The sequence below is a fragment of the Streptomyces sp. NPDC005761 genome, assembly GCF_040630635.1.
GTDB lineage: Bacteria > Actinomycetota > Actinomycetes > Streptomycetales > Streptomycetaceae > Streptomyces.
The window spans coordinates 1-24878 of sequence record NZ_JBEXXX010000035.1 but is presented as its reverse complement, the minus strand read 5'-3'; the positions used below and the strand labels follow the sequence as shown (position 1 = coordinate 24878).

Here is a 24878-nt window from a genome sequence, read left to right as displayed (position 1 = left end):
TGAACGACGAGAGTCCGCCGCCATGTACGAGCTGTCCCGGGTCCGCCTCTACTCCATCGGGCCTGCCGGCGCGCGCTACGCCGACACCGTGCTCGACCTGCGCGGCGTCGGTGAGCCCGTGCCCCACCCCGCACCGGCACAGGCGGAGTTCTTCGAGGAGGAGCCGGTCGGCCCGCCGCGCCGGCCCGCCCCCGCCGGGGTCCTCTTCCTGGAGAACGGGGGCGGCAAGTCCGTCCTGCTCAAGCTCATCTTCTCGGTGATGCTGCCCGGTCACCGCAACACCCTGGGCGGCGCCAGCTCCGGTGTCCTGCGCAAGTTCCTGCTCGCGGAGGACTGCGGACACGTCGCGCTGGAGTGGCAGCACACCCTGACCGGCGAGTGCGTGGTGGTCGGCAAGGTCAGCGAATGGCGTGGGCGCCAGGTCTCCAACGACCCCAGGAAGTTCGCCGAGGCCTGGTACTCCTTCCGCCCCGGCCCCGGACTCAGCCTCGACTCGCTGCCCGTCGCCGAGGCCACCTCGGTCGGCCGCCCCGCCGAAGGCGTCTCCGGTGCCAGCGGCAGGCGCCGCACCATGAAGGGCTTCCGCGACGCGCTCACCGAGGCGGGCAAGTTCTACCAGCACCTCGACGTGCACTGGGAAGAGATCCACGACCGCTGGAACGAGCACCTCGGCGACCTCGGTCTGGACCCCGAACTCTTCCGCTACCAGCGCGAGATGAACGCCGACGAGGGCGAGGCGGCCGGACTCTTCGCGGTGAAGAAGGACTCCGACTTCACCGACCTCCTGCTGCGCGCCGTCACCGACACCCGCGACACCGACGGGCTCGCCGACCTCGTCAGCGGCTTCGGCAACAAGCTGGGCCGCCGCGCCGAACTCACCGCCGAACGCGACTTCACTGCCGGCTCCGTGGACCTGCTCGGCCGCATCGTGGAAGCGGGCGAAGCGCGGGCCAGGACCCGGGACATCCACGCCGGCGCCGAGCGCCGTACCCGCACCCTGGCCCGCAGGCTCTCCGCCCGCGCCGGCCAGGAGCGCGGCCGGACGGCGGAGCTCGCCCAGCAGGTCACCGGCGCAGCCCACACCGTCACCGGCGCCGAGGAGACCCGTAGCCGCAGCGCCCTGATCGCCGCCGAACTCGCCTACCGTCACGCCTCCCTGGCGCTCACGGCCGCCGAGAAGAGCGCCGCGGCCCAGCGCCGCGAACTCGGCGACGCCCGCACTCTGCACTCCGCCTGGCAGGCCGCCGAGGCGGTGCTCCGCCACCGCGCCGCCGCAGACCGCTCCGCCCGCGTCGCCGTCGCCATCCGTGAGGCCGAGCGTGACGCCGCACCGGCCCTGGCCGCACGCGCCACCGCCGCGGCCGATCTCGTAAGGGCCCTGCACACCGCCGCGGAAGCGGGCGAGAACGTGGCCAACGAGGAGGAGGAGCGCTCCGACGCCCTCCAGAGCGCGGGTGAGGCCGCCCACCGCGACGCCACCACGGCCGCCACCGAGGCCCAGCGCGCCCGCAGCGAGGCCGGCCATCTGCGCCAGCGCCTCGCCGAGGTGGAGCAGGAGACCGCCGAAGCCGTCCGTGCGGGCTGGCTCGACGACACCGCCCCCAACGCGGACCCGGCCCGCGCCGCGCTCGCCGCGAACGATGCCGAGCACTCCGCCGTGGCCGCCTGGGACAGTGCCCGCGACGCCGCCGGAGCCGCGTCGGAGCGGTCCAGGCAGGCCGCCGCTGCCGAGAACCGCGCCGAACTCGCCGCCGCGCGGGCAGCGGACGGCGCACGCGCCGCGGAGCAGGCGTACGAGGCCGAGCTGAGAGCCGCCGAGTCGATCGCCGCCGAACACCGTCTCGCCGACCTCCTGGGCCTGCCCACCACAGGAGGCGTTCCCCGGCCCCGGCAGGGCGCGCCGGGCGCACCGGGCGGTGCCGAGGACCGGCAGCAGTACGAAGAGGGCCCCGAGGCGGGCTCCGCCGCGGACGGCACCGGAGCAGCCGCTCACGGAGCCACCGCCACGGCCGCGCTGCCCGGGTCCGCGGAACAGCCCCTCACCGCAGACGAGTTCGACCGCAACGCGGAAGAGCTGCGGGACCTCCTCGACCAGGGTGTGGCCGCCGCCGAGCGCCGTCTCTTCGAGCTGCGGACCGCGGCCGCGGACGACTCACGCATCCTCGGCGCGCTCGGCGACGGCGGACTGCTGCCGCCGGGACCGGACGTGCTCGCCACCGTCGAATACCTCGGCGAACACGGCATTCCGGCTCTGCCCGGCTGGCGCTACCTCGCCCAGGCCGTAGACCCCGCCGACCACGCGGCCGTGCTCGCGGCCCGCCCCGAGCTCGTCGACGGTGTGGTCATCACGGACCCGGACGCGCACGCCCGCGCCCGTGAAGTGCTCGGCGCCGCCGCTCTGCTGCCGCGCTCCGCCGTGGCCGTGGGCACCGCAGCCGCGCTGCTCGCCCCGGTACCCGACCCTGCCGCCGGATCCGCCGCGAGCGCCGACGGGGTGTTCCTCGTCCCGCCGAACCCGGCCATGCACGACGAGCACGCCGCCGACGAGGAGCGGCAGGCGCTCAGGAGCCGGACCGCGGCCCGCGACGAGGACATCCGCACGCTGGCGGCCCGCCTCGCCGGGGACCGCGCGCTCGCCGCCCGCATCGGCTCCTGGCGCGCGGACTGCCCGCCCGGCAGGCTCACCGAACTCGCGGAAGCCTCCCGCACGGCGCGCACGGCCGCCGAGACGGCCGAGGCCGTACTCGCCGAGGCCCGCACCGAGCGGGCCGAGGCCGACGAGACGGCCGCGGACACCGCCCGCGTCCGCGACGAACGCCAGGAGGCCGCCCAGCGCGCCCGCCGCGCCGCCGACGCCCTGGCCGGACTCGCCTTCCGGCTCCGGGAACGGGCCGGCTGGCAGGCGAAACTGCGCGAACTGGTCGACGAGGCGGCCGAGTCGGAGGCCCGCGCCACCGTCTGCCTCGAGCGGGCCCGCGCCGCCGACGAGGATCGAAGGGCAGCCCAGCGCGCGGCGGACGACGCCCGCCGCACCGCCCGTGCCCTGCGCGCCGAACGGGCCGAGATCGCCGGCGCCCCGGAACACCTTCCCGAGCCGGAGCCGGATGCCCCGCGGCACACCCTGCCCGCCCTGCGCGAGGCCTACCGGGCCGCGTCCCAGCTGTACGAGAAGGTCGGTGTCGGCGCCGACCTGCGCGCCGAGCAGGCCCGTGCGGAGAGCGACGAGAGCGCCGCGCTGGCCGAGCTCGACCGGCTCACCAACAAGGTCCGCACCCGGGCCGCCCAGCTGCTGGAAGGCACGGACGGCGCCGACGGGCCCTCCCGGCAGGCGGCCGCAGCCCGCGCCGAATCCCTGGTACAGCTTCTGGAGACACGCGCCTCGGCCGCCAGCGAGCAGCTGGGCCGGCTGCGCGGCGAGGCCGAGCGGCTGGCCCCCGCCGACGGCGAGAGCCTGCACACCGAACTCCCCGACGACCAGGTCCCCGCCGATGCCGAGCAGGCCCAGGCACTGCTGCGTACCGCGACGGCCGAGCTCGCCGCCGCGACCGCCGCACTGGACACCGCCCGCGCCGCCCACGCCGAGCTGCTCCACGCCCACCGCACCGCCGAGGACTCGGCGGGCGGCTTCGACGAGACCGCGGCCCTGCTGCGTGACCTGCTGCGGGATCACGGCGCCGAGGACGACGCGGAGGCCCCCGAGCCGTATCCCGGCAGCCTGGAGGAGGCCCGTCAGTCCGCGGCCGAGGCCCGTCGTTCACTGCGCGGATGCGCCGCCGACCTGTCCACCGCGGAAGCGTCCGTCCGCGAGGCCAGTGACGTCCTCGTCCGGCATGCCAACTCCACCCGCTACGAACAGGTCCGCACCCCGGCCCGCCAGCAGATCCGCGAACTCCCGGCCGCGGCGCTGCCCGAGCACGCACAGAAGTGGGCGACGGCGTTCGCACCCCGGCTGCGGGTCCTCACAGATGAGCTGGCCCAGCTGGAGCGCAACCGCGACTCCATCGTCGACCGGCTCCGCGGCCTGGTGGACTCCGCGCTCACCACGCTCCGCTCCGCCCAGCGGCTCTCCCGGCTCCCCGAGGGCCTGGGGGAGTGGTCCGGCCAGGAATTCCTCCGGATCCGCTTCGAGGAACCCGACCAGGCCACGCTCACCGAACGGCTCGGCGACGTCATCGACGAGGCGACCAAGGCGGCGCTGAAGAAGAATTCCGACCTGCGCCGCGACGGGATGTCCCTGCTGCTGCGCGGCGTACAGGCGGCGCTGGAGCCCCGCGGCATCGCCGTCGAGATCCTCAAGCCGGACGCGGTGCTGCGGGCAGAGCGGGTGCCGGTCGGGCAGATGGGCGATGTCTTCTCGGGCGGTCAGCTGCTCACCGCCGCCATCGCCCTGTACTGCACGATGGCCGCCCTGCGCAGCAACGACCGTGGCCGCGACCGGCACCAGCACCGCCATGCGGGGACGCTGTTCCTCGACAACCCCATCGGCCGCGCCAATGCCACCTATCTGCTGGAGCTCCAGCGCGCGGTCTCGGATGCGCTGGGCGTACAACTGCTGTACACCACCGGCCTTTTCGACACGACGGCACTCGCCGAATTCCCGTTGGTGATCAGGTTGCGCAATGACGCCGACCTCAGGGCAGGGCTGAAGTACATCAGCGTCGAGGAGCACTTGCGCCCCGGTCTGCCGCAGCAGGCCCCGGGCAGCGAGACCGTGCACGGAGAGATCACCGCCACTCGCATGTTCAAGCGGTCCGCTCCGACACCGGACGTGCCCGCGGCCCGGACCGGGAGCGAGGCCAGCACCACGCCAGAACTCGATACGGCCCCCTGAGGGCCGTCCCGCAATTCCTGGTGGCTCGGCGTGCGGCGTCGGATGCGGTGCATCGCAACGCGGAGAAGGGCCCGCCTACTGGATGTATTCGGGCTTTTCGACAACACGGCGAGGTGCCGCAGCTGTCCTCGTGCGCCTGCCAGGAGTTGCGGGACAGCCCTGGGCCCTGTCGTCGAACTCCCACCTGCCGGGCGGCCCCTGGCACGCACCGGACGTCGCGCGGCCGCCCTTCTAGCGGCGGCGGGAGGTCGACGACAGGCCCCAGGGCGGCCAGGACGCGGGTCAGGCCCGGGAGAGGCGGCGGCTCGCGTCCCGTCGCCCTATCCGCGCGTCGTCCCGCTCGGCCGCCCGCGCCGCCCTTCTTGCCCTGCGCCGCTCGCGGCGCAGCCGCCGTGCCGAACTGCTGGGCACCGACACCACGCCGTTGCGCTGGTTCCACACCTGCCGGGTGACCCACACGTCCAGCACCGACCAGGTCGCCAGCACCGTGCTGCCCACACTGCTGAGCACCATCGGGAAGGCCAGCCAGGAACCCGTCACCGAGGCCAGGAACGCGACCATCGCCTGGATGAGGGTCAGCGACATGATGAGCACGGCCCGCACGGCGGCCGTGCGCACCGGATCCGGCATCCGCCGGCGCGCGGCCGCCTCCTCGACCCAGAGTGGCTGCTGCTCTCTCTCCGACCGGTCCCGCACGGCCGAGGCCGCGGTGCTCGCCTCCGTCGCCCTCCGGGCCGGTGGCACCTCCACCGCACCTTGACGCTCCTGCGTGTCCAACGACTTTCAACTCCCCACCGCTGTCCGACTTCAGGGTTGCTGCCCCGGATGCACCCTTTCTACGCGGACGGGCCGCCCCGTCCTGCACAGTGCACCCCTGCAGCTCTCCTGCCCCCGTACAGACAGACGAGTGCCGGGCGGTGAAGATTCCTCCGGTCCGGCGCGGAACGAAGAGTTCCAGCCAACCGGCAGGGGGAGGAATATGCCGCTCTGGTCGGCGCCTTCTGTCGCATTCGCGAATTTCATCTCCCGGAATACCGGGACAACTCATGGTCAACTCCCAGCAAGGCGGCCGAAAATCGTCCGGACACGCCTTCGAGTTGTCTGTGTGTCGGTAGTAGGCTCGCGCCGTTTGTTGACGGAACACCATCCCCGCCCTGCGGGGCGGAGCTGGGGGAGGCCATGCGCTTTCGCGGGAAGTCCATCCGCAGGAAGATCGTGGCGTTGCTTCTGGTGCCACTCGTCTCCCTCACCGCACTCTGGGGCTTCGCCACCTACCTGACCGGGCGCGAGGCCGGCCAGCTGCTGAGCGCGAGCACCATCGTGGAGAAGGTCGGCCACCCCCTGGAGGACACCGTCCGGGCCGTGCAGAACGAGCGCCGCCAGACCCTCGTCCTCCTCGCCGACCCCCGGGCCTCAGACGCCCTTCCGCTTCTGCGCACGCGGCGCGCGGCCACCGACCGGGTCGTGGAGCGCGTGACCTCGAGCGCGCAGCAGAAGGACATCCGCGACGCACTGCGCCCCGACGCGGAGACCCAGCTCAACTCGATCCTCGGGGCGGTCGAGGAGCTCGACGCCCTCCGCGACTCCGTCGACCGGCGCACCATCGGCCGGGCCAGGGCGATGGACTACTACAACCGGCTCATCGACCCCTGCTATCGCTTCCTGACCGGACTTCACACCATGGAGAACGTGTCCATGGACAAGCAGGTCCGGGCGCTGACCGGGGTCTCGCGCGCCCGCGAGATGCTCTCCCGGGAGGACGCGCTGGTCGCTTCCGGACTCCTGGCAGGGCGGTTCACCGCCCCCGACCTCCGGCAGATCTCCGATCTCGTGGCCAAGCGGGAGCTGTTGTACGAGCTCAACCTCCAGGTGCTCCCCGCCTCCGAGCGCCGCCGTGTGGAGCAGTACTGGTCGGGCCCCGACAGCGAACCGCTGCGCACCGCCGAGGACAGACTCATCGCCCAGGGGCCCACGCGCGAGTCCCGCGCCGTGGACACCGCCCGCTGGCAGGAAGTGGCTCCCGGAGTCCTGGACCGGCTGGCCAACGACTCGACCGAGATGAACAACCGCTTCCAGGACCGGGGAAAGCCCGCCGGCTACGGCGTCCTGATCAAGGCGGGCGTCGCCGGCGTACTGGGATTCCTGGCCCTGCTCATCTCCGTCTTCGTGTCCGTACGCATCGGCCGCGAGCTCGTCCGTGACCTCTCCCGGCTGCGCAAGGACGCCCACGAGGTCTCCGGAGTGCGGCTGCCGAGCGTGATGCGCCGCCTCGCCGCGGGCGAACACGTCGACGTCGAGACCGAATCGCCGCACCTCCAGTACGAGCGGGACGAGATCGGCCAGGTCGGCCAGGCGCTCAACACGCTGCAGCGGGCCGCGGTCGAGGCGGCCGTCAAGCAGGCGGACATGCGACGCGGGGTCTCCGAGGTCTTCGTCAACCTCGCCCGCCGCAACCAGGTGCTGCTGCACCGCCAGCTGACGCTCCTGGACACGATGGAGCGCCGCACCGAGAACACCGACGAACTCGCCGACCTCTTCCGCCTCGACCACCTCACCACCCGGATGCGGCGCCACGCCGAGGGGCTGGTGATCCTCTCGGGTGCGGCGCCCTCCAGGCAGTGGCGCAAGCCCATCCAGCTCATGGACGTGGTGCGGGCCGCGGTCGCCGAGGTGGAGGACTACGAGCGGATCGAGGTCCGCAGGCTCCCGCGGATCGGCGTGGGCGGCCCGGCGGTAGCCGACCTCACCCACCTCATCGCCGAACTCCTGGAGAACGCCACGGTGTTCTCGCCCCCGCACACCGCGGTCCAGGTGCACGGCGAACAGGTCGCGAACGGCTTCACCCTCGAGATCCACGACCGCGGCCTCGGGATGCCCCCCGAGGTCCTCCTGGACGCCAACCTCCGGCTTGCCGAGACCCCCGAATTCGAGCTGTCCGACACCGACCGGCTCGGCCTCTTCGTCGTCAGCCGGCTCGCCCAGCGGCAGAACGTGCGCGTGTCCCTCCAGACCTCCCCGTACGGGGGCACCACCGCCGTCGTCTTCATCCCGGCGGCGCTGCTCACCGACGCGCCGGACTCGCACGGCACGGGATTCCGTCTCGACCGCAGGTCCGAGAAGGCGATCGCCAGCAGCAGGCCGGGCAGCGACCCCAGGCAGGACGCGCCGGACCGCAGTCTTGCCGCCGCCCGACCGCAGGACCGGCCGGGCAGCCTCTCCCCGGTTCCCAGCGGGCTGCTGGACCCGGCCCTGCTGGATGGTCCGGTCGAGCTCGAAGGGCCGGTCGCCTCACTGGACTTCGAGCGTGACCCGCTCCTCGAAGCCGTCGCCGGCCGGGACGCGGATCCCGTCCGCGACGGCGTCGCCGACCTGGACGACACCGAGAGCGAACGCGGCGGCATCTTCCGCGCCCGCGAGCTCCGGCGGGACGGTGACCGCGAACAGCACCAGCAGGCCCCCGACCGGACGGAGGATCCGGACGGTGTACGGGCCCTGCGTCCGGACGGTGTGCGCGCACTGCCCCGCCGCAAGCCGCCGACCCTGGTCACCGACCGGGGCCGCCGCGTCGACGAGAGCGGCCGCGCCCACCCCACGACCGCCGACCGGGAGCCTGCGCGCACCTCGGCCCGGCCCCCGGCGACCGGCCCCGTTCCGCACGAGGACGGGCGGCGCCGCACAGAACCCCGGCAGCCCATCGGCTTCCGGACGCCGACCGGACCCGCCGACACCCCGGCCACGCCGTCGGTGCCGGCGCCCCGGTCACACACATCATCCGCCCCGTCCCCGACGGCCGCTCCCGACACCGTGGGCGGACTGCCCCGCCGGATCCGTCAGGCCAGCCTCGCCCCGCAGCTCCGCGAGGGCTCGGGTCCGGCCGGACCGGACCCGGTGGAAAGCGTCGAGGACATCGAGCGGGATGCCGACGAAGTACGCAACCGCATGGCTTCGCTCCAGCGCGGCTGGCAGCGCGGACGCCTCCAGAACAACGCCGAGGACGTGACCGGCCCCGGCGATACAGCACAAGGAACCACTCCGGGAGGGGACGGTCCATGACCGCACCGAACGCCGCAGCACTCAACTCCGCACGTCAGGGGTCGGGTGAACTCAACTGGCTCCTCGAAGAACTCGTCGAGCGCGTCGCCAGCATCCGCAAGGCGCTGGTCCTTTCCAGCGACGGCCTCCCCACCGGCGCGTCCAAGGATCTGACCAGGGAGGACGGCGAGCACCTGGCAGCCGTCGCCTCGGGATTCCACAGCCTCGCCAAGGGCGTCGGCCGCCATTTCGACGCGGGCCGGGTCCGCCAGACCGTCGTCGAACTCGACGAGGCGTTCCTGTTCGTCACGGCGGCCGGTGACGGCAGCTGCCTCGCCGTACTGGCCGATTCCGACTCGGACGTCGGGCAGGTGGCGTACGAGATGACGTTGATGGTCAAGCGCGTGGGAGCCCACCTGGCCAACGCCCCCCGGACGACCGGTCTGTCCTCCGGAGGGTGAGTGGATGGGATGAGCGCCGACACCTCCCGCAACCCTCGGAACCCCGACGACCCCCAGTCCTCGCGCTGGTACGACGCCGACGCGGGGCCGGTGGTCCGCCCGTACGCGATGACCAGGGGACGCACCAGCAGTGCGTCCCGGCACCGTCTCGACCTGATCGCGATCGTCATGCCCGAACCCGCGGCCGACGATCCCGGCAGGGACCAGATGCTCTCCCCGGAACACGTGGAGATCGTCGAACTCTGCACTGACATGCCCCAGTCGATCGCCGAGCTCGCGGCCGGTCTGGACCTCCCCGTCGGGGTGGTCCGGGTCCTGGTCGGGGATCTCGTCGAGGACGAGCTGGTGCACGTAACCCGTCCCGTTCCGCCGGCCGAGCTGCCGGACGTGAACATTCTTCGCGAGGTGATCAATGGCCTTCGGGCGCTCTAGCCGCAACAGGCGGCCCGTTGAGCCCGTTACCCTCAAGATTCTGGTGGCGGGCGGCTTCGGAGTGGGCAAGACGACCCTGGTGGGCGCGGTCAGCGAGATCAGGCCGCTGCGCACGGAGGAGAGGCTGAGCGAGGCGGGGCGTCCGGTGGACGACCTGGACGGTGTCGAGGCGAAGACCACGACGACGGTGGCGATGGACTTCGGGCGGATCACCCTGCGCGAGGACCTGGTGCTGTACCTGTTCGGGACCCCCGGGCAGGACCGTTTCTGGTTCCTCTGGGACGAACTCGCCCAGGGTGCGCTGGGAGCGGTCGTCCTCGCGGACACCCGCCGGCTGGAGGACTGCTTCGCGGCGGTCGACTACTTCGAGCGCCGTGAGATCCCGTTCGCCGTGGCCGTCAACTGCTTCGAGGGCGCCGACCGGTTCCCCACGGCGACGGTGCAGGCGGCACTGGACCTGGATCCGCAGGTACCGGTGCTCATGTGCGACGCGCGGGACAGGTCGTCCGTACGTGACGTACTGGTGGCCGTGGTCGAACACGCCATGGCCCGAGTGGCCCGGCTCCGCGAGCCTGTCACCACGTAGCCGGCGGAACGCGGCCCGTACCCCCGCCGACAGGGGTACGGGCCGCGCGTCGATGGGCGCGAGGGGGGATGGGGGCCGCCCGCTACTCCTGCCCGCCCCCGGCCTCGTCCTGCCAGCCGAGGCTCCGCTCCACCGCCTTGCGCCAGTTGCCGTACTCGCGCTCGCGGTCCTCCGGTTCCATCCGGGGCTGCCACTCCACATCGCGCTGCCAGTGCGTCTTGAGCTCGTCGAGCCCGGACCACACCCCGGTCGCCAGCCCCGCCGCGTACGCCGCGCCCAGACATGTGGTCTCCGCGATCCTGGGCCGGATCACCGGAACGCCCAGCACATCCGCCTGGTGCTGCATCAGCAGCTGGTTGGCCGTCATGCCTCCGTCCACCTTGAGCGTGGTGATCGGCACCCCGGAGTCCTGGTACATCGCGTCGACGACCTCACGTGTCTGCCAGCTGGTCGCCTCCAGGACGGCGCGTGCCAGGTGCGCCTTGGTGACGTAGCCGGTCAGCCCGGTGATCACGCCCCGGGCGTCGGAGCGCCAGTAGGGGGCGAAGAGCCCGGAGAAGGCGGGCACGATGTACGCCCCGCCGTTGTCCTCGACGCTCGCCGCCAGGGTCTCGATCTCCGCGGCGCTTGCGATGATCCCGAGCTGGTCCCGGAACCACTGGACGAGTGCCCCGGTGATCGCGATCGACCCCTCCAGACAGTAGACGGGCGGCTCGTCGCCTATCCGGTAGCCGAGGGTGGTGATCAGACCGTTCTTGGACGGCACGGGGCGGTTACCGGTGTTGAGCAGCAGGAAGCTGCCGGTGCCGTAGGTGTTCTTGGCCGTTCCCGGGTCGTAGCAGGCCTGCCCGAACACCGCGGCCTGCTGGTCGCCCAGGGCGGAAGCCACCGGTACGCCGGCGAGCGCGCCCACGGCCGTTCCGTACACCTCGGACGAGGACCTGATCTCCGGCAGTACCGCCTCCGGGATGTTCATCGCGGCGAGGACAGAGGGGTCCCACCGGAGCGTCTCCAGGTCCATCAGCATCGTGCGTGACGCGTTGGTCACGTCCGTGACGTGGACGCCGCCGGCCGTGCCGCCCGTGAGATTCCAGATCAGCCAGGAGTCCATCGTGCCGAACGCGATCTCGCCCCGCTCGGCCCGTTCGCGCAGTCCTGGGACGTGGTCCAGCAGCCAGGCAGCCTTGGGGCCGGAGAAGTAGCTGGCCAGTGGAAGGCCGGTGGTGGCGCGGAACCGGTCCTGCCCGTCGGTCCCGCCGAGTTCATGGCAGAGAGCCGCCGTACGGGTGTCCTGCCAGACGATGGCGTGGTGGACGGGGACACCGGTGGCCCGGTCCCAGAGCACGGTCGTCTCGCGCTGGTTGGTGATGCCGAGCGCGGTGAGCTGGTCCGCCCGCAGCCCGGCCCGGTCCAGGGCGCCGGCGACGACGGCCTGCACGGTCGTCCAGATCTCCGATGCGTCGTGTTCCACCCAGCCGGGGCGGGGGAAGATCTGCCGGTGCTCGCGCCGGTCGACGGCGACGACGGCACCGTCCTGGTCGAAGATGATGCAGCGGCTGGAGGTGGTGCCCTGGTCGATGGCGGCGACAAACCTGATCGTCATGACTCCCCTAGTCCCTCGGGTCCTTCTGCCGGGTCCTCAGAACGCGACGTTGAACACGACACCGCCCAGCAGTCCGCCCAGGAGCGGTCCCACGACCGGTATCCAGGCGTAACTCCAGTCGGACGTGCCCTTGTTCGGTATCGGAAGCAGCGAATGCACCAGCCGGGGACCGAGATCGCGAGCCGGATTGATGGCGTATCCGGTGGGCCCACCGAGCGAGAGCCCGATGCCCACCACGAGGAGGGCCACCAGGAGAACCGAGATCCCGGAGCCGTAGATCCCGGCCTCCGCCCCCGCGACCGGGCCGATCCCGATCCCCGCGTTCTTCCCGAAGGCCAGGATCGGCAGGACCAGAGCGGTCGTGGCGATGATCTCGGTGACCAGGTTGGCCACCGGATTCCGAATCTCCGGGGCGGTCGCGAAGATGCCCAGCGTGGGCCCGGACGTGTCCTTCTCGGCGTTGGCGCGGAACTGTGCGTAGTACGTGAGCCAGGCCAGCACCGCCCCGATGACGGCGCCGGTCAGCTGACCGGCGATGTAGAGGGGAACCTTGTCCCACTCGCCGGTGTCGACGGCGATGCCTACGGTCACCGCCGGATTGAGGTGCCCGCCCGACAGCGGGGCGGAGGTGTAGGCCCCCGCCAGCACCCCGAAACCCCATCCGAAGGCGATGACGACCCAGCCCGCGGCCCGGGCCTTCGAGTAGTGGAGCGTGACGGCGGCGCAGACGCCCGCGCCGAAGAGGATGAGGATGGCCGTACCGAGGACTTCCCCGGTGAAGATGTCTCCATTGCTCATGGCGCTCCCAGTGGTTGTTCCGGCGGGTTTCGCCGGGCGCTTCCATGGCTACGGAGGCCGAGGGGTGTTCGCGTGTCCTCGGCGACCGTGACGAGCGTGGGACCGGCCGGCCGCCGCGGTGTGGGAGGACGGCATCGGCTGGGAATGGAGTGTTCACCGTGCTTGATGGGCCGTCAAGGAGGCTGACAACAAACGCTGTTGGTGCCCGGTGGGCGCAGCGGGAGTGCTGCCTCAGCGCACTGCGACAACCGCCGATCCGTGTCCGAACAGCCCCTGATTCGCCGTGATCCCGGTGCGCGCACCCGGAATCTGCCGTTCTCCCGCCGTGCCGCGCAGTTGCCAGGTCAGCTCGCAGACCTGCGCGATGGCCTGGGCCGGCACCGCCTCGCCGAAAGAGGCGAGGCCACCGCTCGGGTTCACCGGGATGCGTCCGCCGAGCGCAGTCGCCCCGGCCCGCACGAGCGCCGCACCCTCGCCCGGAGCGCACAGCCCGATGTCCTCGTACCACTCCAGCTCCAGCGCAGTGGACAGGTCGTACACCTCCGCCAGGGACAGGTCCCCGGGGCCGATGCCCGCCTCCTCGTACGCCGCACGGGCGATCGAGCCCCGGAAACTCAGGGGAGAGGGTTCCACGGCGGCCGCCGAATCCGTGGCGATGTCCGGAAGGTCGAGCACCGCCCTGGGGTACGTGGGCGTCACGGTCGACACGGCACGGATGCGGACCGGGTCGGCCGCCCCGTGTCGCCGGGCGAACTCCATGCTGGACAGCACCAGGGCCGCCGCGCCGTCGGACGTGGCGCAGATGTCCAGCAGCCGCAGCGGATCGGCGACCAGGGCGGAGGCCGCGACCTGCTCGACGCTCACCGGCGCCCGGTAGCGGGCGTTCGGGTTCAGCGCGCCGGCCGCCGCGTTCTTCACCTTGACCAGCGCGAAGTCCTCGGGTGTGTCGCCGTGCAGGGCCATCCGGCGGCGGGCGTACAGCGCGAAGTACGCGGGATTGGTCGCGCCGAGCACCCGGAACCGCAGCCAGTCCGGATCGTCCGGCCGTTCCCCGCCCGCCGGTGCGAAGAACCCCTTGGGCGCCGCGTCCGCGCCGACCACGAGCACCACGTCCGCCATGCCGGCCAGGATCTGCGCCCGGGCGGTGTTCACCGCCTGGGCGCCCGACGCGCAGGCCGCGTACACGCTGGTCACCCGGGCGCCCTGCCACCCCAGCGCCTGGGCGAACGTCGCCCCGGCCACGTATCCCGGATAGCCGCCGCGCACGGTGTCGGCGCCGACCACGGACTGAACGTCCCGCCACTCGATGCCGGCGTCCCCGAGCGCGTTCCGGGCTGCCACGGTGCCGTATTCCACGAAACTGCGGCCCCATTTGCCCCAGGGGTGCATCCCCGCCCCGAGGACGGCCACGTCCCCGCTCATGCCGCACCGTCGCCGCGGCCGGTGGCGACCGGTCGCCAGCGCCAGGTCGTCCGCACCACGTCGTGGTCACCGGGGCCCGGGTCCAGCACTCCCGGCACGGCCTCGACCGTCATCCCGACCGAGAGGTCCCCGACGCCGACGCCGGGTACCGCCTGCCCGAGCACGACCATCCGCTCGGCCGCCAGCTCCACCGCCACCAGTGTGTACGGCTCCCAGGGCACCTCCGGATCCGACAGGTAGGGGGCGGGCGGCCGGTAGCGGCCGTCGGTGAACGACCAGACCGTGCCGCGCCGGGACAGCGGCACCTCGGCGAGCTCGCCGCCTGTACAGCCCGGATTGCGGCAGAGACCCTTCTGCGGCGGGAAGAAGACCGATGAGCAGGCAGGGCAGCGGGTGCCCAGCAGCCGGAAGTCCTCGTCCGTACCGTCTTCGGTGAACCACCCGGCCACCACAGGTATGCGCTTGCGCGGCAAAGCCCCTCCCGGCACTGGATCTGACGGAACGTCAGAAGTGTGCCACGGTCAGCTGTTGTCGGCGAGCCACTTGGCAGCGGTCTCCGCGAGCTCATGGTCGCGGCCGGCCAGCATCATGCCGATCATCTGGGCGTCGCCGCGCAGCGACCACGCGGGATGGCCGAAGGTGGCCGGGTTGTTCTTCTCGATCAGGAAATGGGCCGGCCAGGCGGTCCCGTACCCGATCAGGGGCAGTGCGGCCGCGTACCGCTTCCGGCCGCGCGCCAGGCCGTAGGCGGTGATCGCGAGACCGGTCAGGGTGCCGGTGAGATGGACCCAGCGGGTCGCGGCCCGGGAGTGCATCGCGACGTAGTAGGGCCAGAACTCTTCGTACGATTCGAACGTCTGCTGTGACATACCGGCACCGTAATGGCTGGATCGGCAACCGGATACGGCCGATCCGCGTCCGAGAAGAAGAGCGGGCGGCCGGAACCCACGGGGGTGGTCCCAGCCGCTCGCTCGCACCTCTGCCCGGACGTGCGCTTTCAGTGGCCGGCGACGGACCTGCGGGCCACCGGGAAGTCGAAGTAGGTGTCGGGGAAGAGTTCCGGCTTGAAGGTGTAGTGCCACCACTCCTCGGCCAGATTCACGAATCCCACGTCGGTCAGCGTCCTCTTGAGGAACTGGCGGTTGGCGCGCTGCACACCCTCGATCCGCGGGTCGTCGGTGTGCGAGAGCGTGTCGAAGCAGTCGAAACCGGTTCCCATGTCGACCGAGTTGTCCGGGAAGCGGTCGGCCTGCGGGGCATAGCACGGCACCAGTTTCTCGCCCGGGCGGTACGGCCTGGTCGGCAGGGCAGGCAGCCGCACCAGGGTCAGGTCCACCGTGCTGCCCCGGCTGTGCCCGGACTTCTCGGCGATGTAACCGTCCGCGAACAGGCGGGTCTTGTCCACCTGCGGATAGAACTCGCCCTTCATGGTCTCGTCGTCGAGATCCTTCGCCCAGCGCACGAAGTGGTCGACGGCCCGCTGCGGCCGGTAGCAGTCGTACACCTTCAGCGAGTACCCCTGGGCCAGGAGCCGGACCTGGGCCCGGTGCAGGGCTTCGGCCGCCGGCCGGGTCAGGATGCACAGCGACTGGCGGTACCCGTCCACCGGTACACCCATGAAGTCATGCCCGGTGGGGTAGCGGATCTCCTGGATGATCGTGGGATCGACGGTGCGCAGCGCGACGAAGTCCCGGGGAGCCCTGGGCTCGGGTTTCGCCTGCGCCACCGGGGCGGCGGCGGTGACGGCGAGCAGCGTGGCGGCGGTCGCTGCCAGGACACGGAAAACGGAACCAGTACCTGTCATGAGCACATCGTCCACTAGTCCGGCCGCCCCGCGCGGGCGATCGGATACAGTCCGCGCGTGGCCGCGACGAGGAAACGGAGAAGCCCGTGAAGCACTCCCACTGCGGCAGCTGCGGAACCCCGTACACCGCACTCCCGTCCCCGGACGCCTGGCCCCGCTCCTGCACCGCCTGCGGCACCACCGCCTACCGCAACCCGCTGCCGGTCGCCGTCGCCCTGCTCCCCGTCACCGATGACGACGGCACCGGGCTCGTCGTCATCACCCGCACCATCGAACCCTGTCTCGGCGGTACCGCCCTCCCCGGCGGCTTCATCGACCACGACGAGGACTGGCAACACGCGGTCGTCCGCGAACTCCGCGAGGAGACCGGAATCGAGGCGGACCGCGACGACGTCCGCCTCGCCGACGCCCTCAGCGCCCCCGACGGCCACCTGCTCCTGTTCGGGCTGCTCCCCGCACGGCCCGCCGCGGCTCTCCCGCCCTCCGCCCCGACCGACGAGACCACCGGATACGGAGTGCTGCGCACCCCCGGGACGCTCGCCTTCCCCCTCCACACCGAGGCGGTCCGTTCCTGGTTCGCCGGCCGCTACCGCTGACCGCGCTCACCCCCGGCCCGGAGCCCCCTCACCCGGACCGGACAGTTCACCAGCCCCTCCTCACCGTCCCGCTCGACCACGACCCGTCCGCCCACGAGCCGGGTCGCGTACCGCTCGACCACCGCCGGCTCCCAGCCGTCACCCACGTCGCGGACCACGTAGCCGCCCCCGCCGGGACCCTCCACCGGAGCCCACACCTCCAGTTCGAGTCCGCCGCCCGCACCCCGCACCGGAATCACCGAACCGGCCCGCGCCAGCACCGGCACCCGCGACAGCGGCGCCTCGACCACCACCTGCCCCGGCCCCTCGTACACCGCACCGCTCGCCGTGTCGTACCAGCGTCCTGCCGGCAGCAGGACCGACCGCTCATCGACCCCCGGCTCCAGCACCGGTGCCACCAGCAGCGCGTCACCCAGCAGGAACGCGTCCCCGCACTCGCGCAGTGCCCGGTCGCCCGGCGTCGCCCACCACAGCGGACGCACATACGGGGCACCGGTCAGCCGGGCCAGCTGCGCCAGAGTCACCCAGTACGGCCGCAGCCGCTCCCGCTCCATCAGCACCTCGCGCGCGCCCTCGAGCACCCGCGGGCCGAACTCCCACGGTTCCCGGCGCCCCGCGTCGATCGCCGCATGGGTACGGAACAGCGGAAGATACGCCCCCAACTGGAACCACCGCAGATACAGCTCGGGCGACGGCGAACCGTCGAACCCGCCCACATCCGGGCCCGAATACGGCACCCCGCACAGCCCGAGACCCAGCACCAGCGCCAGCGAGGCCCGCAGCCCCGGCCAGCCGGTCGCCACATCACCGGACCAGGTCCCTCCGTACCGCTGCATCCCCGCCCAGCCGGACCGCGAGAACAGGAACGGCCGCTCCCGCGGCCGCAGCCGGAGCAGCCCCTCGTACCCGGCACGCGCCATCGTGAGCCCGTACACGTTGTGGGCCTCACGGTGATCTCCGCCGCGCCCCTCCAGCGAGTGCCTCGACGAACGGGGCAGCGTCGGGTCACCGAACGCCATGAACGACACCGGCTCGTTCATGTCGTGCCAGACACCGGAGAACCCCTGGGCCAGCCGCTCCTCGTACAGCCCGCCCCACCACTCGCGCACCCGGGGATCGGTGAAGTCCGGATACACGCACTCACCGGGCCACACCTCCCCGCGGACCGTCCGCCCCCGGTCGTCCCGGACGAACGCGCCCGAAGCCCCCAGCGCGGCACCGGTGTCGAAGACCGTGTTCCCCGGCGCCGCCGCCACCGCCGGATCCACGATCGACACCAGTCGCACCCCGTCCTCGCGCAACTCCTCCGCCAGCCCGGGCAGATCGGGGAACCGCTCGCGATCCACCGTGAACACCCGGTGCGCGGAGAAGTGGTCGATGTCCAGATGGAGCACCGACAGCGGCAGCCCCCGCTCCCGGTACCCCGCGACGACCCGGCGCACCTCCCGTTCGCTCCCGAATCCCCACCGCGCGTGCTGCGGACCCAGCGCCCACGACGGAGGCACCGCCGGAGTGCCCGTCAGGGCCGACCACCCCTGGAGCACCCGGGCCGGCGTCCCCACGACCACCCAGCAGCGCAGCGGCCCGCCGTCCATCCACACCTCGCACGTGCCCGGCCGGTCGTGACCGGAGCCCGCCCCCTCCTCGCCCTCGCACAGCGCAACCCGCCCCGCCCAGGAATTGTCGTGGAACGCCAGATGCGTCCCCGCGTCCGAGACCACCATCTGCACCGGCATCGTCAGATACAGGGGATCGTCCCCGGGCTCGAACCGGCCGCCCGGATCGGTGTTCCACAGCCGGTACGCGCCGTCCCTCAGCCGTGGGCCCGCGGCCCGCCCGCCCAGCCCGAAGAACCGCGCGTCCGCCGGGACCTCGGACCGCTGCACCCACCGCGCCGGACCACCGGCCACCGGCTCCCACCAGCGCGGCGGCAGCTCCCGCCTCAGCACCACGCCGCCCGGGGTCCGCAACTCGACGGCACCGTGCCTGGACACCACCACCGTGAGCCGCTCCGACACCACCTGCCAGCCACCGTCCTTGTCCGGCTCCAGCACAGCCCGCGGATCGGTGTCGGGCGCGGCCCCCGGCAGCGCGTACGACGGCACGGGCTCCGCTCCGTCCCACCCCCAGAAGACCGCCCCTCCCACCGCCACACGGATGCGCAGCTCCGAACGGGCGAACCGCACCACACCGCCGCCCGGCTCCGGTTCCGCGCCCGTCACGGTCCCCGGCACCCGCGCCCGCTCCGGGCCGCGCGCAGGCAGGGCCCGCGCATCCGCCCGCTCCCGCCGCCACGCCGAGCGCACCGTACGCAGCCCCTGCTTCGAACCGACCAACTTCACCGAGCGCACCAGGTCACGACCGTCCATGCGGCTCACCCTGCCACCCGGTGATCCGCGAACGGGTTCTGTTCAACTTCCGTTCACCCGCGGCCGGCCGGGGCGAGGCGTGGCCGGACCACACAGAGGGACACGCGACCATGGGCGGGCAACCCTGGTGCCGGAGACGATCACATGGCATCGTCCGTGAAGCCGCCTCACGCGCACACCCCAGCCCGTGCGCGCGACACACGCACACACCGCGTACCCGTACAGCCAGGGAGCCGCCCCATGACCTCAGCAGCCGACGAAGCCCCCCTGTGGCAGCCCGGCCCGGACCGCATCGCGGCCGCGGCCGTCACCCGCTTCCAGAGCTGGGCGGCCGAGCACCACGGAGCGCCGTCCGAAGGCGGCTACGCGAGCCTGCACCGCTGGTCCGTCGATGAACTCGACACCTTCTGGAAGGCCGTCGCCGAATGGTTCGACGTGCGGTTCTCCACCCCGTACGACACCGTCATCGGCGACCGCGCCATGCCCGGCGCCGAATGGTTCCCCGGCGCCACCCTCAACTACGCCGAGCACGCGCTGCGCACCGCCGAGGACCCCCTGCGAGCGGACGCCCCCGCCCTGCTCCACGTCGACGAGACCCACACCCAGGCCGCCGTATCCTGGTCCGCGCTGCGCCGCCAGGTCGGCTCGCTCGCCGCCGAACTCCGGGCCCTCGGCGTCACCCCCGGCGACCGCGTCAGCGGCTACCTCCCCAACATCCCGCAGGCGGTCGTCGCCTTTCTCGCCACCGCCGCCGTCGGCGGAGTCTGGACCTCCTGCGCCCCCGACTTCGGCGCCCGCAGCGTCCTCGACCGCTTCCAGCAGGTCGAACCCGTCGTCCTGTTCACCGTCGACGGCTACCGCTACGGCGGCAAGGAACACCACCGCGCCGACACCGTCGCCGAACTGCGCAGCGAACTGCCCACCCTGCGCGCCGTCGTCCACATCCCGCTGCTCGGCACCGACGCACCCGAAGGCGCCCTCGACTGGGCCGCCCTCACCGCCGCGGACACGGAACCCGTCTTCGAACAGGTCCCCTTCGACCACCCGCTCTGGGTGCTCTACTCCTCGGGTACGACCGGACTGCCCAAGGCCATCGTCCAGTCCCAGGGCGGCATCCTGCTCGAACACTTCAAACAGATCGGTCTGCACTGCGACCTCGGTCCCGAGGACCGCTTCTTCTGGTACACCTCCACCGGCTGGATGATGTGGAACTTCCTCGTCTCCGGCCTCCTCACCGGTACCACTCTCGTGCTGTACGACGGAAGCCCCGGCTACCCGGACGTCAGCGCCCAGTGGCGCGTCGCAGAACAGACCGGCGCCACCCTGTTCGGCACCTCCGCCGCCTATGTCATGGCCTGCCGCAAGGCCGGCATCCACCCGGGGCGGGATTTCGACCTCTCCCGCATCCAGTGCGTCGCCACCACCGGCTCCCCCCTTCCGCCCGACGGCTTCCGCTGGCTCCACGACGAAGTGGCGGACGACCTGTGGACCGCCTCCGTCAGCGGCGGCACCGACGTCTGCAGCTGCTTCGCCGGCGCGGTCCCCACCCTCCCCGTCCACATCGGTGAACTCCAGGCCGCCTGTCTGGGCACGGACCTGCAGTCCTGGGACCCCGCGGGCGAACCCCTGACCGGAGAGGTCGGCGAACTCGTCGTCACGAAGCCCATGCCGTCCATGCCGATCCGCTTCTGGAACGACCCCGACGGCAGCCGCTACCACGACAGCTACTTCGAGACCTACCCCGGCACGTGGCGGCACGGCGACTGGATCACGATCACCGACCGCGGATCCGTCGTCATCCACGGCCGCTCCGACTCCACGCTCAACCGGCAGGGCGTACGCATGGGCTCGGCGGACATCTACGAAGCCGTGGAGCGACTCCCCGAAATCCGCGAGTCCCTCGTCATCGGACTGGAAGAGCCCGACGGCGGCTACTGGATGCCCCTCTTCGTCCACCTGGCCGACGGCGCCGCACTCGACGACGCCCTCCGCGACAGCATCAAGCGCACCATCAGGGAGAACCTCTCACCGCGCCACGTCCCCGACGAGGTCATCGAGGTCCCTGGCATCCCGCACACCCTCACCGGCAAGCGCATCGAGGTTCCGGTCAAGCGCCTGCTCCAGGGCACCGCCCTGGCCAAGGCCGTCAATCCCGGCTCGATCGACAACCTGGAACTCCTCCACTTCTACGAGGAGCTGGCCCGCAAGCGCCGATGACGGAGGCCACTGTCAGTGCCCGTGATTACGCTGAGTGAGCAATGTTCGACAGTGCACTGGGGGAATCATGGCGCAGACCAGGAACAAGCGGACCACCGTCCGCGGCCGGACCGGCAGCACGATGCGTCGCACGCTGCGCCGCGAAGCACCGAGCACCATCGGTCTCCTGACCGACGAGCAGGACTTCGCGGCGATGCGGCGCTACCGCACCTTCACCTTCGACGACCACTCCGTCTACCTGCAGCAGGTGGAAGGCCTGCTCAGGGCCCTCGCCGCACAGGGCGTGCACACGACGGTCGCCCTCTTCGACCCCGAGGAGTACGAGGAGTTCTGCGCCGAATCGGGGATCGCACCCGACACACCGGGTGGCCGCAGCCGGTTCACCGCGGAGGTCGCGGCCTGCGGAGCCACCGTCGCCTACACGGGACAACCCATCGACACCCTGATCCCGCTCCTCGTCTCCCGGGCAGTCCGGCAGGCCACGTGGGAGTACGCCACGATGCTCCTGTCCGGGCTCGGGGACTGCGCGGACTGCGGACAGGACATCGGCCGTGCCGCCTTCGACCGGGCATCCCACCTCTTGCTGCGCACGCTGGAGACGGCCGGCCCCGGCACGCACCACCTGGTCTGCAGCACTCCCACGGAGAACGAGCAACTGCTGGCAGCCCTGCACACCGAGCGCGACACCACCGGCCCCGCTCACCTCGACTCGGCGGAAGGCGCCGAGTTCGTGACCGTCCTGGCCGTCGGCATCGCCCTCGACAGCCATGGGGGAGTCGTCCTGCGGACCAGCGCACCGGGGATGGCGGACCGGGTCCACGGCTGGCGCCTCACCCGCGGCAGTCTCGTCCCGCTCACCGCGGGGGAGGTGTTCAGCGCCTACTGCACCGACGCCGACACCGGTGACCCCGTCGCCCCCGAATCCGGCGTGGAGTACTGCGCGGGGTTCGACATCGGTGCCGACGAGCCGGAGGCCCACCGCTGACAGCCGGAAGGGGCTCCCCGCCGGTGCTGGCGGGAAGCCCCTTCTCACCCATCGCCCGACGCCGGGATCCGGCGTGGGCCCTACTCGCCCGACAGCACCGCCTGCGCGGCAACGCGCGCTTCCTCGGCGGAGTCCGCCGCACGCGCGGCCGACGCGGCACGCTCGCACTGGGCGAGCGTGTACTTCGCCAGCGTGCTGCGTACATAGGGAATGGACGCGGCACCCATCGACAGCGACGTGACACCCAGACCGGTCAGCACACAGGCGAGCAGCGGATCGGATGCGGCCTCACCGCAGACGCCGCAGCTCTTGCCCTCGGCCCTGGCGGCATCGGCCGACATGGCGACCAGATCCAGCAGCGCGGGCTGCCACGGGTCCTGAAGCCGGGACACCGCACCCACCTGACGGTCCGCGGCGAAGGTGTACTGCGCCAGGTCGTTGGTGCCCAGCGAGAGGAACTCCACCTCCTGCAGCACCGAGCGCGCCCGGAGTGCGGCGGACGGGATCTCGACCATCGCCCCGAACTTCGCCTGCAGCCCGGCGGCACGGCACGCATCGGCGAAGGCCTTGGCATCCGCGCGGTCCGCGACCATGGGAGCCATGACCTCGAGGTAGACAGGGAGCCCCTCGGCCGCCTTCGCCAGTGCGGTCAGCTGGGTCCGCAGCACGTCGGGGTGATCCAGCAGACTGCGCAGGCCGCGCACGCCGAGCGCCGGGTTCGGCTCGTCGGCCGGAGTCAGGAAGTCCAGGGGCTTGTCCGCCCCGGCATCCAGCACCCGCACCACGACGCGGCCTTCGGGGAAGGCCTCCAGCACCGCGCGGTACGCGGCGATCTGCTTCTCCTCGGACGGTGCCTGCTTGCTGTCGTCCAGGAAGAGGAACTCGGTACGGAAGAGGCCCACACCCTCCGCGCCGGCCTCGAGAGCCGCCGGCACATCGCCGGGCCCGCCGACATTGGCGAGCAGCGGCACCTTGTGCCCGTCGGAGGTCGCGCCGGGCCCGGTCGACGCGGACAGCGCCGCCTTGCGCGCGGCGGCGGAGCTCTCCATCTCCGCCCGCTTCTCGGCGCTCGGCTCGACGAAGATCTCGCCGGTGCTGCCGTCCACGGCGATCACCGTGCCCTCGGCCAGCTCTCCGGCACCGGGGAGCGCCACGACAGCGGGCACACCGAGCGCCCGCGCCAGGATGGCGCTGTGACTCGTCGGCCCGCCCTCCTCGGTGACGAAGCCGAGGACCAGAGTGGGGTCGAGCAGCGCGGTGTCGGCCGGAGCCAGGTCGCGTGCGATCAGCACGTACGGCTCATCGCTGTCGGGCACACCCGGCATCGGCACGCCGAGGAGGCGGGCCACGATCCGGTTGCGCACGTCGTCGAGGTCGGCGACGCGGCCGGCCAGGTACTCGCCGGCGCCGGCGAGAAGCGCGCGGTACGAGGCGAATGCGTCGTACACACCGCGCTCGGCGGTGCTGCCGACGGCGATGCGCCGGTCGACGTCCGCCATGAGTTCGGGGTCCTGGGCCATCATGGCCTGGGCCTCCAGCACGTGCTGGGCCTCACCCCCGGCCAGGTTGCCGCGCGCGACGAGGTCGGCCGCCACGGCCTCCACGGCCTGGCGGGCCCGCCCCTGCTCGCGCTCGGCCTCCTCGGCCGGAATCTGCTTGGCCGGCGGTTCGAGCACTGCCGTGCCCATGTGCCGTACCTCGCCGATCGCCACACCGTGGCTCACGCCTACGCCTCGCAGCGTTGTCTGCATTGCACCCGTCTCCGGTTGTGCGGCGGACGAAGCCCCCGCGATGGATATCCAGTCGGCTGTCACTGCGCCGAACGCGTTACTGCCAGCCGAACAGTGCGTCGCCGACCTTCACGTCGCCGTCCTCGATCACGTCGGACAGTGAATCGGCAGTGGCTTCGAGCGCCACGACGGGGCACACCGGCGACTTACCGGCTGCCTCGACGGCGACCGGGTCCCACCGGACGATGCCCTGGCCGCGTGTGACGGTGTCGCCCTTGTTCACGAGCAACTCGAAACCCTCGCCGTTCAGCTGGACGGTGTCGATGCCCAGGTGGGTCAGCACCCCGTGACCCTCGCTGTCCACGACCACGAAGGCGTGCGGATGAAGGGAGACGACGATCCCGTCGACGGGCGAGACGGCCTCGGACGGCTCGCGCACGGGGTCGATGGCGGTCCCGGGACCGACCATCGCCCCGGAGAAGACCGGGTCGGGTACCGCAGCGAGCCCGATGGCACGTCCGGCAAGAGGGGACGTCACAGTGGTCATGGGGAGCCTCCCAGAGTGGAGCTTCAATGGCGCCGCCGCGGCTTGTAGGAGGACGGCGTACTGCTCAGCAGCGTAAGTCATAAGAAGTCCCGGTTCCGCCCGAGTCCTGGTGGTTCAAGGACCTAGGGGTGTACCGGCAACGATTTGCCTCGACTCCGGGCAGCCTGTACTGTCGTACTCCTGCCTGGCCCCAACGCGACATTGAGTCGGGGGTCGGCGGCGAATATTAAGACCAAACCCTAACCCGATATCGGGCACCCGCATGTCTGCGGGGGGCCGGTCAGCGGGTGCGGAAAGGCCTGATAGAGTCTGGCTCGCCGGAAAGGGAAAGCGCGAAAGCGAATTCTCGTAAAGGCGAAGAGTTGTGAATTGCAAGGCCCGCTTCGACCGGGAATCGGACGCGAAAGAGTCTGATAGAGTCGGAAACGCAAGACCGAAGGGAAGCGCCCGGAGGAAAGCCCGAGA

Annotated in this window: 18 protein-coding genes; 8 read left to right on the top strand and 10 right to left on the bottom strand. The window is 71.9% G+C overall.

Going from position 1 to position 24878, the window contains the following annotated elements; translation table 11 throughout:
• Positions 1–22 precede the first annotated feature (22 nt).
• Positions 23–4831: a hypothetical protein gene (locus ABZ434_RS26715; RefSeq protein WP_359141921.1), complete on the top strand. Its 4809-nt coding sequence runs from the start codon at positions 23–25 to the stop codon at positions 4829–4831.
• 282 nt (positions 4832–5113) lie between these two features.
• Here ABZ434_RS26715 and ABZ434_RS26710 read toward each other — a convergent pair whose 3' ends face one another.
• Positions 5114–5527, bottom strand: coding sequence for a hypothetical protein (locus ABZ434_RS26710; RefSeq protein WP_359141998.1), 414 nt, complete (start codon positions 5525–5527; stop codon positions 5114–5116).
• A 483-nt stretch (positions 5528–6010) separates the two neighbouring features.
• Here ABZ434_RS26710 and ABZ434_RS26705 point away from each other — a divergent pair, with 483 nt between their 5' ends.
• The 4 genes from ABZ434_RS26705 to ABZ434_RS26690 are packed head-to-tail and all read left to right on the top strand — an operon-like array spanning position 6011 to position 10342.
• On the top strand, positions 6011–8884 hold the full coding sequence (locus ABZ434_RS26705; RefSeq protein ID WP_359141919.1) for a nitrate- and nitrite sensing domain-containing protein: 2874 nt from the start codon (positions 6011–6013) through the stop codon (positions 8882–8884).
• Positions 8881–9324 carry a roadblock/LC7 domain-containing protein gene (locus tag ABZ434_RS26700; RefSeq protein ID WP_359141916.1) on the top strand — a complete coding sequence of 148 codons (444 nt, stop codon included), beginning with the start codon at positions 8881–8883 and terminating at the stop codon, positions 9322–9324. The genes ABZ434_RS26705 and ABZ434_RS26700 overlap by 4 nt, the downstream gene beginning before the upstream one ends.
• Positions 9325–9333: 9 nt before the next feature.
• Positions 9334–9756 (top strand): DUF742 domain-containing protein, encoded by a 423-nt coding sequence (locus tag ABZ434_RS26695; protein WP_359141914.1) that lies wholly within the window; start codon positions 9334–9336, stop codon positions 9754–9756.
• Positions 9737–10342, top strand: a complete 606-nt coding sequence (locus ABZ434_RS26690; protein ID WP_359141911.1) for an ATP/GTP-binding protein — start codon at positions 9737–9739, stop codon at positions 10340–10342. The genes ABZ434_RS26695 and ABZ434_RS26690 overlap by 20 nt, the downstream gene beginning before the upstream one ends.
• Before the next feature lie 82 nt (positions 10343–10424).
• Here the strand turns inward: ABZ434_RS26690 and glpK are convergent, their stop codons facing one another.
• From glpK to ABZ434_RS26660, 6 genes are all read right to left on the bottom strand, one after another.
• Complete coding sequence (glpK, locus tag ABZ434_RS26685) at positions 10425–11945, bottom strand: glycerol kinase GlpK (RefSeq protein WP_359141909.1); 1521 nt, start codon at positions 11943–11945, stop codon at positions 10425–10427.
• Positions 11946–11981: 36 nt separating this feature from the next.
• Entirely contained in the window at positions 11982–12743 is a 762-nt protein-coding gene (locus ABZ434_RS26680) for an MIP/aquaporin family protein (protein ID WP_359141907.1), read from the bottom strand.
• 231 nt (positions 12744–12974) lie between these two features.
• On the bottom strand, positions 12975–14165 hold the full coding sequence (locus tag ABZ434_RS26675) for a lipid-transfer protein (RefSeq protein ID WP_359141905.1): 1191 nt from the start codon (positions 14163–14165) through the stop codon (positions 12975–12977).
• Positions 14162–14638, bottom strand: a complete 477-nt coding sequence (locus ABZ434_RS26670; protein ID WP_359141902.1) for a zinc ribbon domain-containing protein — start codon at positions 14636–14638, stop codon at positions 14162–14164. Before ABZ434_RS26670 ends, ABZ434_RS26675 begins: the two co-directional genes overlap by 4 nt.
• Positions 14639–14686: 48 nt before the next feature.
• Positions 14687–15034: a DUF962 domain-containing protein gene (locus tag ABZ434_RS26665; protein WP_359141899.1), complete on the bottom strand. Its 348-nt coding sequence runs from the start codon at positions 15032–15034 to the stop codon at positions 14687–14689.
• A gap of 128 nt (positions 15035–15162) precedes the next feature.
• Positions 15163–15969, bottom strand: coding sequence for a M15 family metallopeptidase (locus ABZ434_RS26660; protein ID WP_359141896.1), 807 nt, complete (start codon positions 15967–15969; stop codon positions 15163–15165).
• An 86-nt stretch (positions 15970–16055) separates the two neighbouring features.
• Here ABZ434_RS26660 and ABZ434_RS26655 point away from each other — a divergent pair, with 86 nt between their 5' ends.
• Positions 16056–16565, top strand: a complete 510-nt coding sequence (locus ABZ434_RS26655) for an NUDIX domain-containing protein (protein WP_359141893.1) — start codon at positions 16056–16058, stop codon at positions 16563–16565.
• Here the strand turns inward: ABZ434_RS26655 and ABZ434_RS26650 are convergent.
• A complete protein-coding gene (locus ABZ434_RS26650) occupies positions 16556–18934 on the bottom strand; it encodes a glycoside hydrolase family 31 protein (RefSeq protein ID WP_359141890.1) in 2379 nt (792 codons plus the stop codon). The genes ABZ434_RS26655 and ABZ434_RS26650 overlap by 10 nt on opposite strands.
• A gap of 240 nt (positions 18935–19174) precedes the next feature.
• On the opposite strand from ABZ434_RS26650, the gene ABZ434_RS26645 reads away from it, so the two are divergent.
• Both ABZ434_RS26645 and ABZ434_RS26640 read left to right on the top strand, forming a co-directional pair.
• Positions 19175–21151 carry an acetoacetate--CoA ligase gene (locus ABZ434_RS26645; RefSeq protein WP_359141887.1) on the top strand — a complete coding sequence of 659 codons (1977 nt, stop codon included), beginning with the start codon at positions 19175–19177 and terminating at the stop codon, positions 21149–21151.
• A 67-nt stretch (positions 21152–21218) separates the two neighbouring features.
• On the top strand, positions 21219–22136 hold the full coding sequence (locus ABZ434_RS26640; RefSeq protein WP_359141885.1) for a hypothetical protein: 918 nt from the start codon (positions 21219–21221) through the stop codon (positions 22134–22136).
• 80 nt (positions 22137–22216) lie between these two features.
• On the opposite strand, the gene ptsP is transcribed toward ABZ434_RS26640, so the two are convergent.
• Positions 22217–23887, bottom strand: coding sequence for a phosphoenolpyruvate--protein phosphotransferase (gene ptsP / locus ABZ434_RS26635; protein ID WP_359141882.1), 1671 nt, complete (start codon positions 23885–23887; stop codon positions 22217–22219).
• 76 nt (positions 23888–23963) lie between these two features.
• Positions 23964–24413, bottom strand: coding sequence for a PTS glucose transporter subunit IIA (locus ABZ434_RS26630; RefSeq protein ID WP_359141879.1), 450 nt, complete (start codon positions 24411–24413; stop codon positions 23964–23966).
• Between the last annotated feature and the right edge of the window lie 465 nt (positions 24414–24878).

What these genes read in the sequence shown, in the direction of transcription:
- ABZ434_RS26715 (WP_359141921.1), top strand. Translation starts at nt 23, where the DNA reads ATGTACGAGCTGTCCCGGGTCCGCCTCTACTCCATCGGGCCTGCCGGC.
- ABZ434_RS26705 (WP_359141919.1), top strand. Translation starts at nt 6,011, where the DNA reads ATGCGCTTTCGCGGGAAGTCCATCCGCAGGAAGATCGTGGCGTTGCTT.
- ABZ434_RS26700 (WP_359141916.1), top strand. Translation starts at nt 8,881, where the DNA reads ATGACCGCACCGAACGCCGCAGCACTCAACTCCGCACGTCAGGGGTCG.
- ABZ434_RS26695 (WP_359141914.1), top strand. Translation starts at nt 9,334, where the DNA reads ATGAGCGCCGACACCTCCCGCAACCCTCGGAACCCCGACGACCCCCAG.
- ABZ434_RS26690 (WP_359141911.1), top strand. Translation starts at nt 9,737, where the DNA reads ATGGCCTTCGGGCGCTCTAGCCGCAACAGGCGGCCCGTTGAGCCCGTT.
- glpK (WP_359141909.1), bottom strand. Translation starts at nt 11,945, where the DNA reads ATGACGATCAGGTTTGTCGCCGCCATCGACCAGGGCACCACCTCCAGC.
- ABZ434_RS26680 (WP_359141907.1), bottom strand. Translation starts at nt 12,743, where the DNA reads ATGAGCAATGGAGACATCTTCACCGGGGAAGTCCTCGGTACGGCCATC.
- ABZ434_RS26675 (WP_359141905.1), bottom strand. Translation starts at nt 14,165, where the DNA reads ATGAGCGGGGACGTGGCCGTCCTCGGGGCGGGGATGCACCCCTGGGGC.
- ABZ434_RS26665 (WP_359141899.1), bottom strand. Translation starts at nt 15,034, where the DNA reads ATGTCACAGCAGACGTTCGAATCGTACGAAGAGTTCTGGCCCTACTAC.
- ABZ434_RS26660 (WP_359141896.1), bottom strand. Translation starts at nt 15,969, where the DNA reads ATGACAGGTACTGGTTCCGTTTTCCGTGTCCTGGCAGCGACCGCCGCC.
- ABZ434_RS26650 (WP_359141890.1), bottom strand. Translation starts at nt 18,934, where the DNA reads ATGGACGGTCGTGACCTGGTGCGCTCGGTGAAGTTGGTCGGTTCGAAG.
- ABZ434_RS26645 (WP_359141887.1), top strand. Translation starts at nt 19,175, where the DNA reads ATGACCTCAGCAGCCGACGAAGCCCCCCTGTGGCAGCCCGGCCCGGAC.
- ABZ434_RS26640 (WP_359141885.1), top strand. Translation starts at nt 21,219, where the DNA reads ATGGCGCAGACCAGGAACAAGCGGACCACCGTCCGCGGCCGGACCGGC.
- ptsP (WP_359141882.1), bottom strand. Translation starts at nt 23,887, where the DNA reads ATGCAGACAACGCTGCGAGGCGTAGGCGTGAGCCACGGTGTGGCGATC.
- ABZ434_RS26630 (WP_359141879.1), bottom strand. Translation starts at nt 24,413, where the DNA reads ATGACCACTGTGACGTCCCCTCTTGCCGGACGTGCCATCGGGCTCGCT.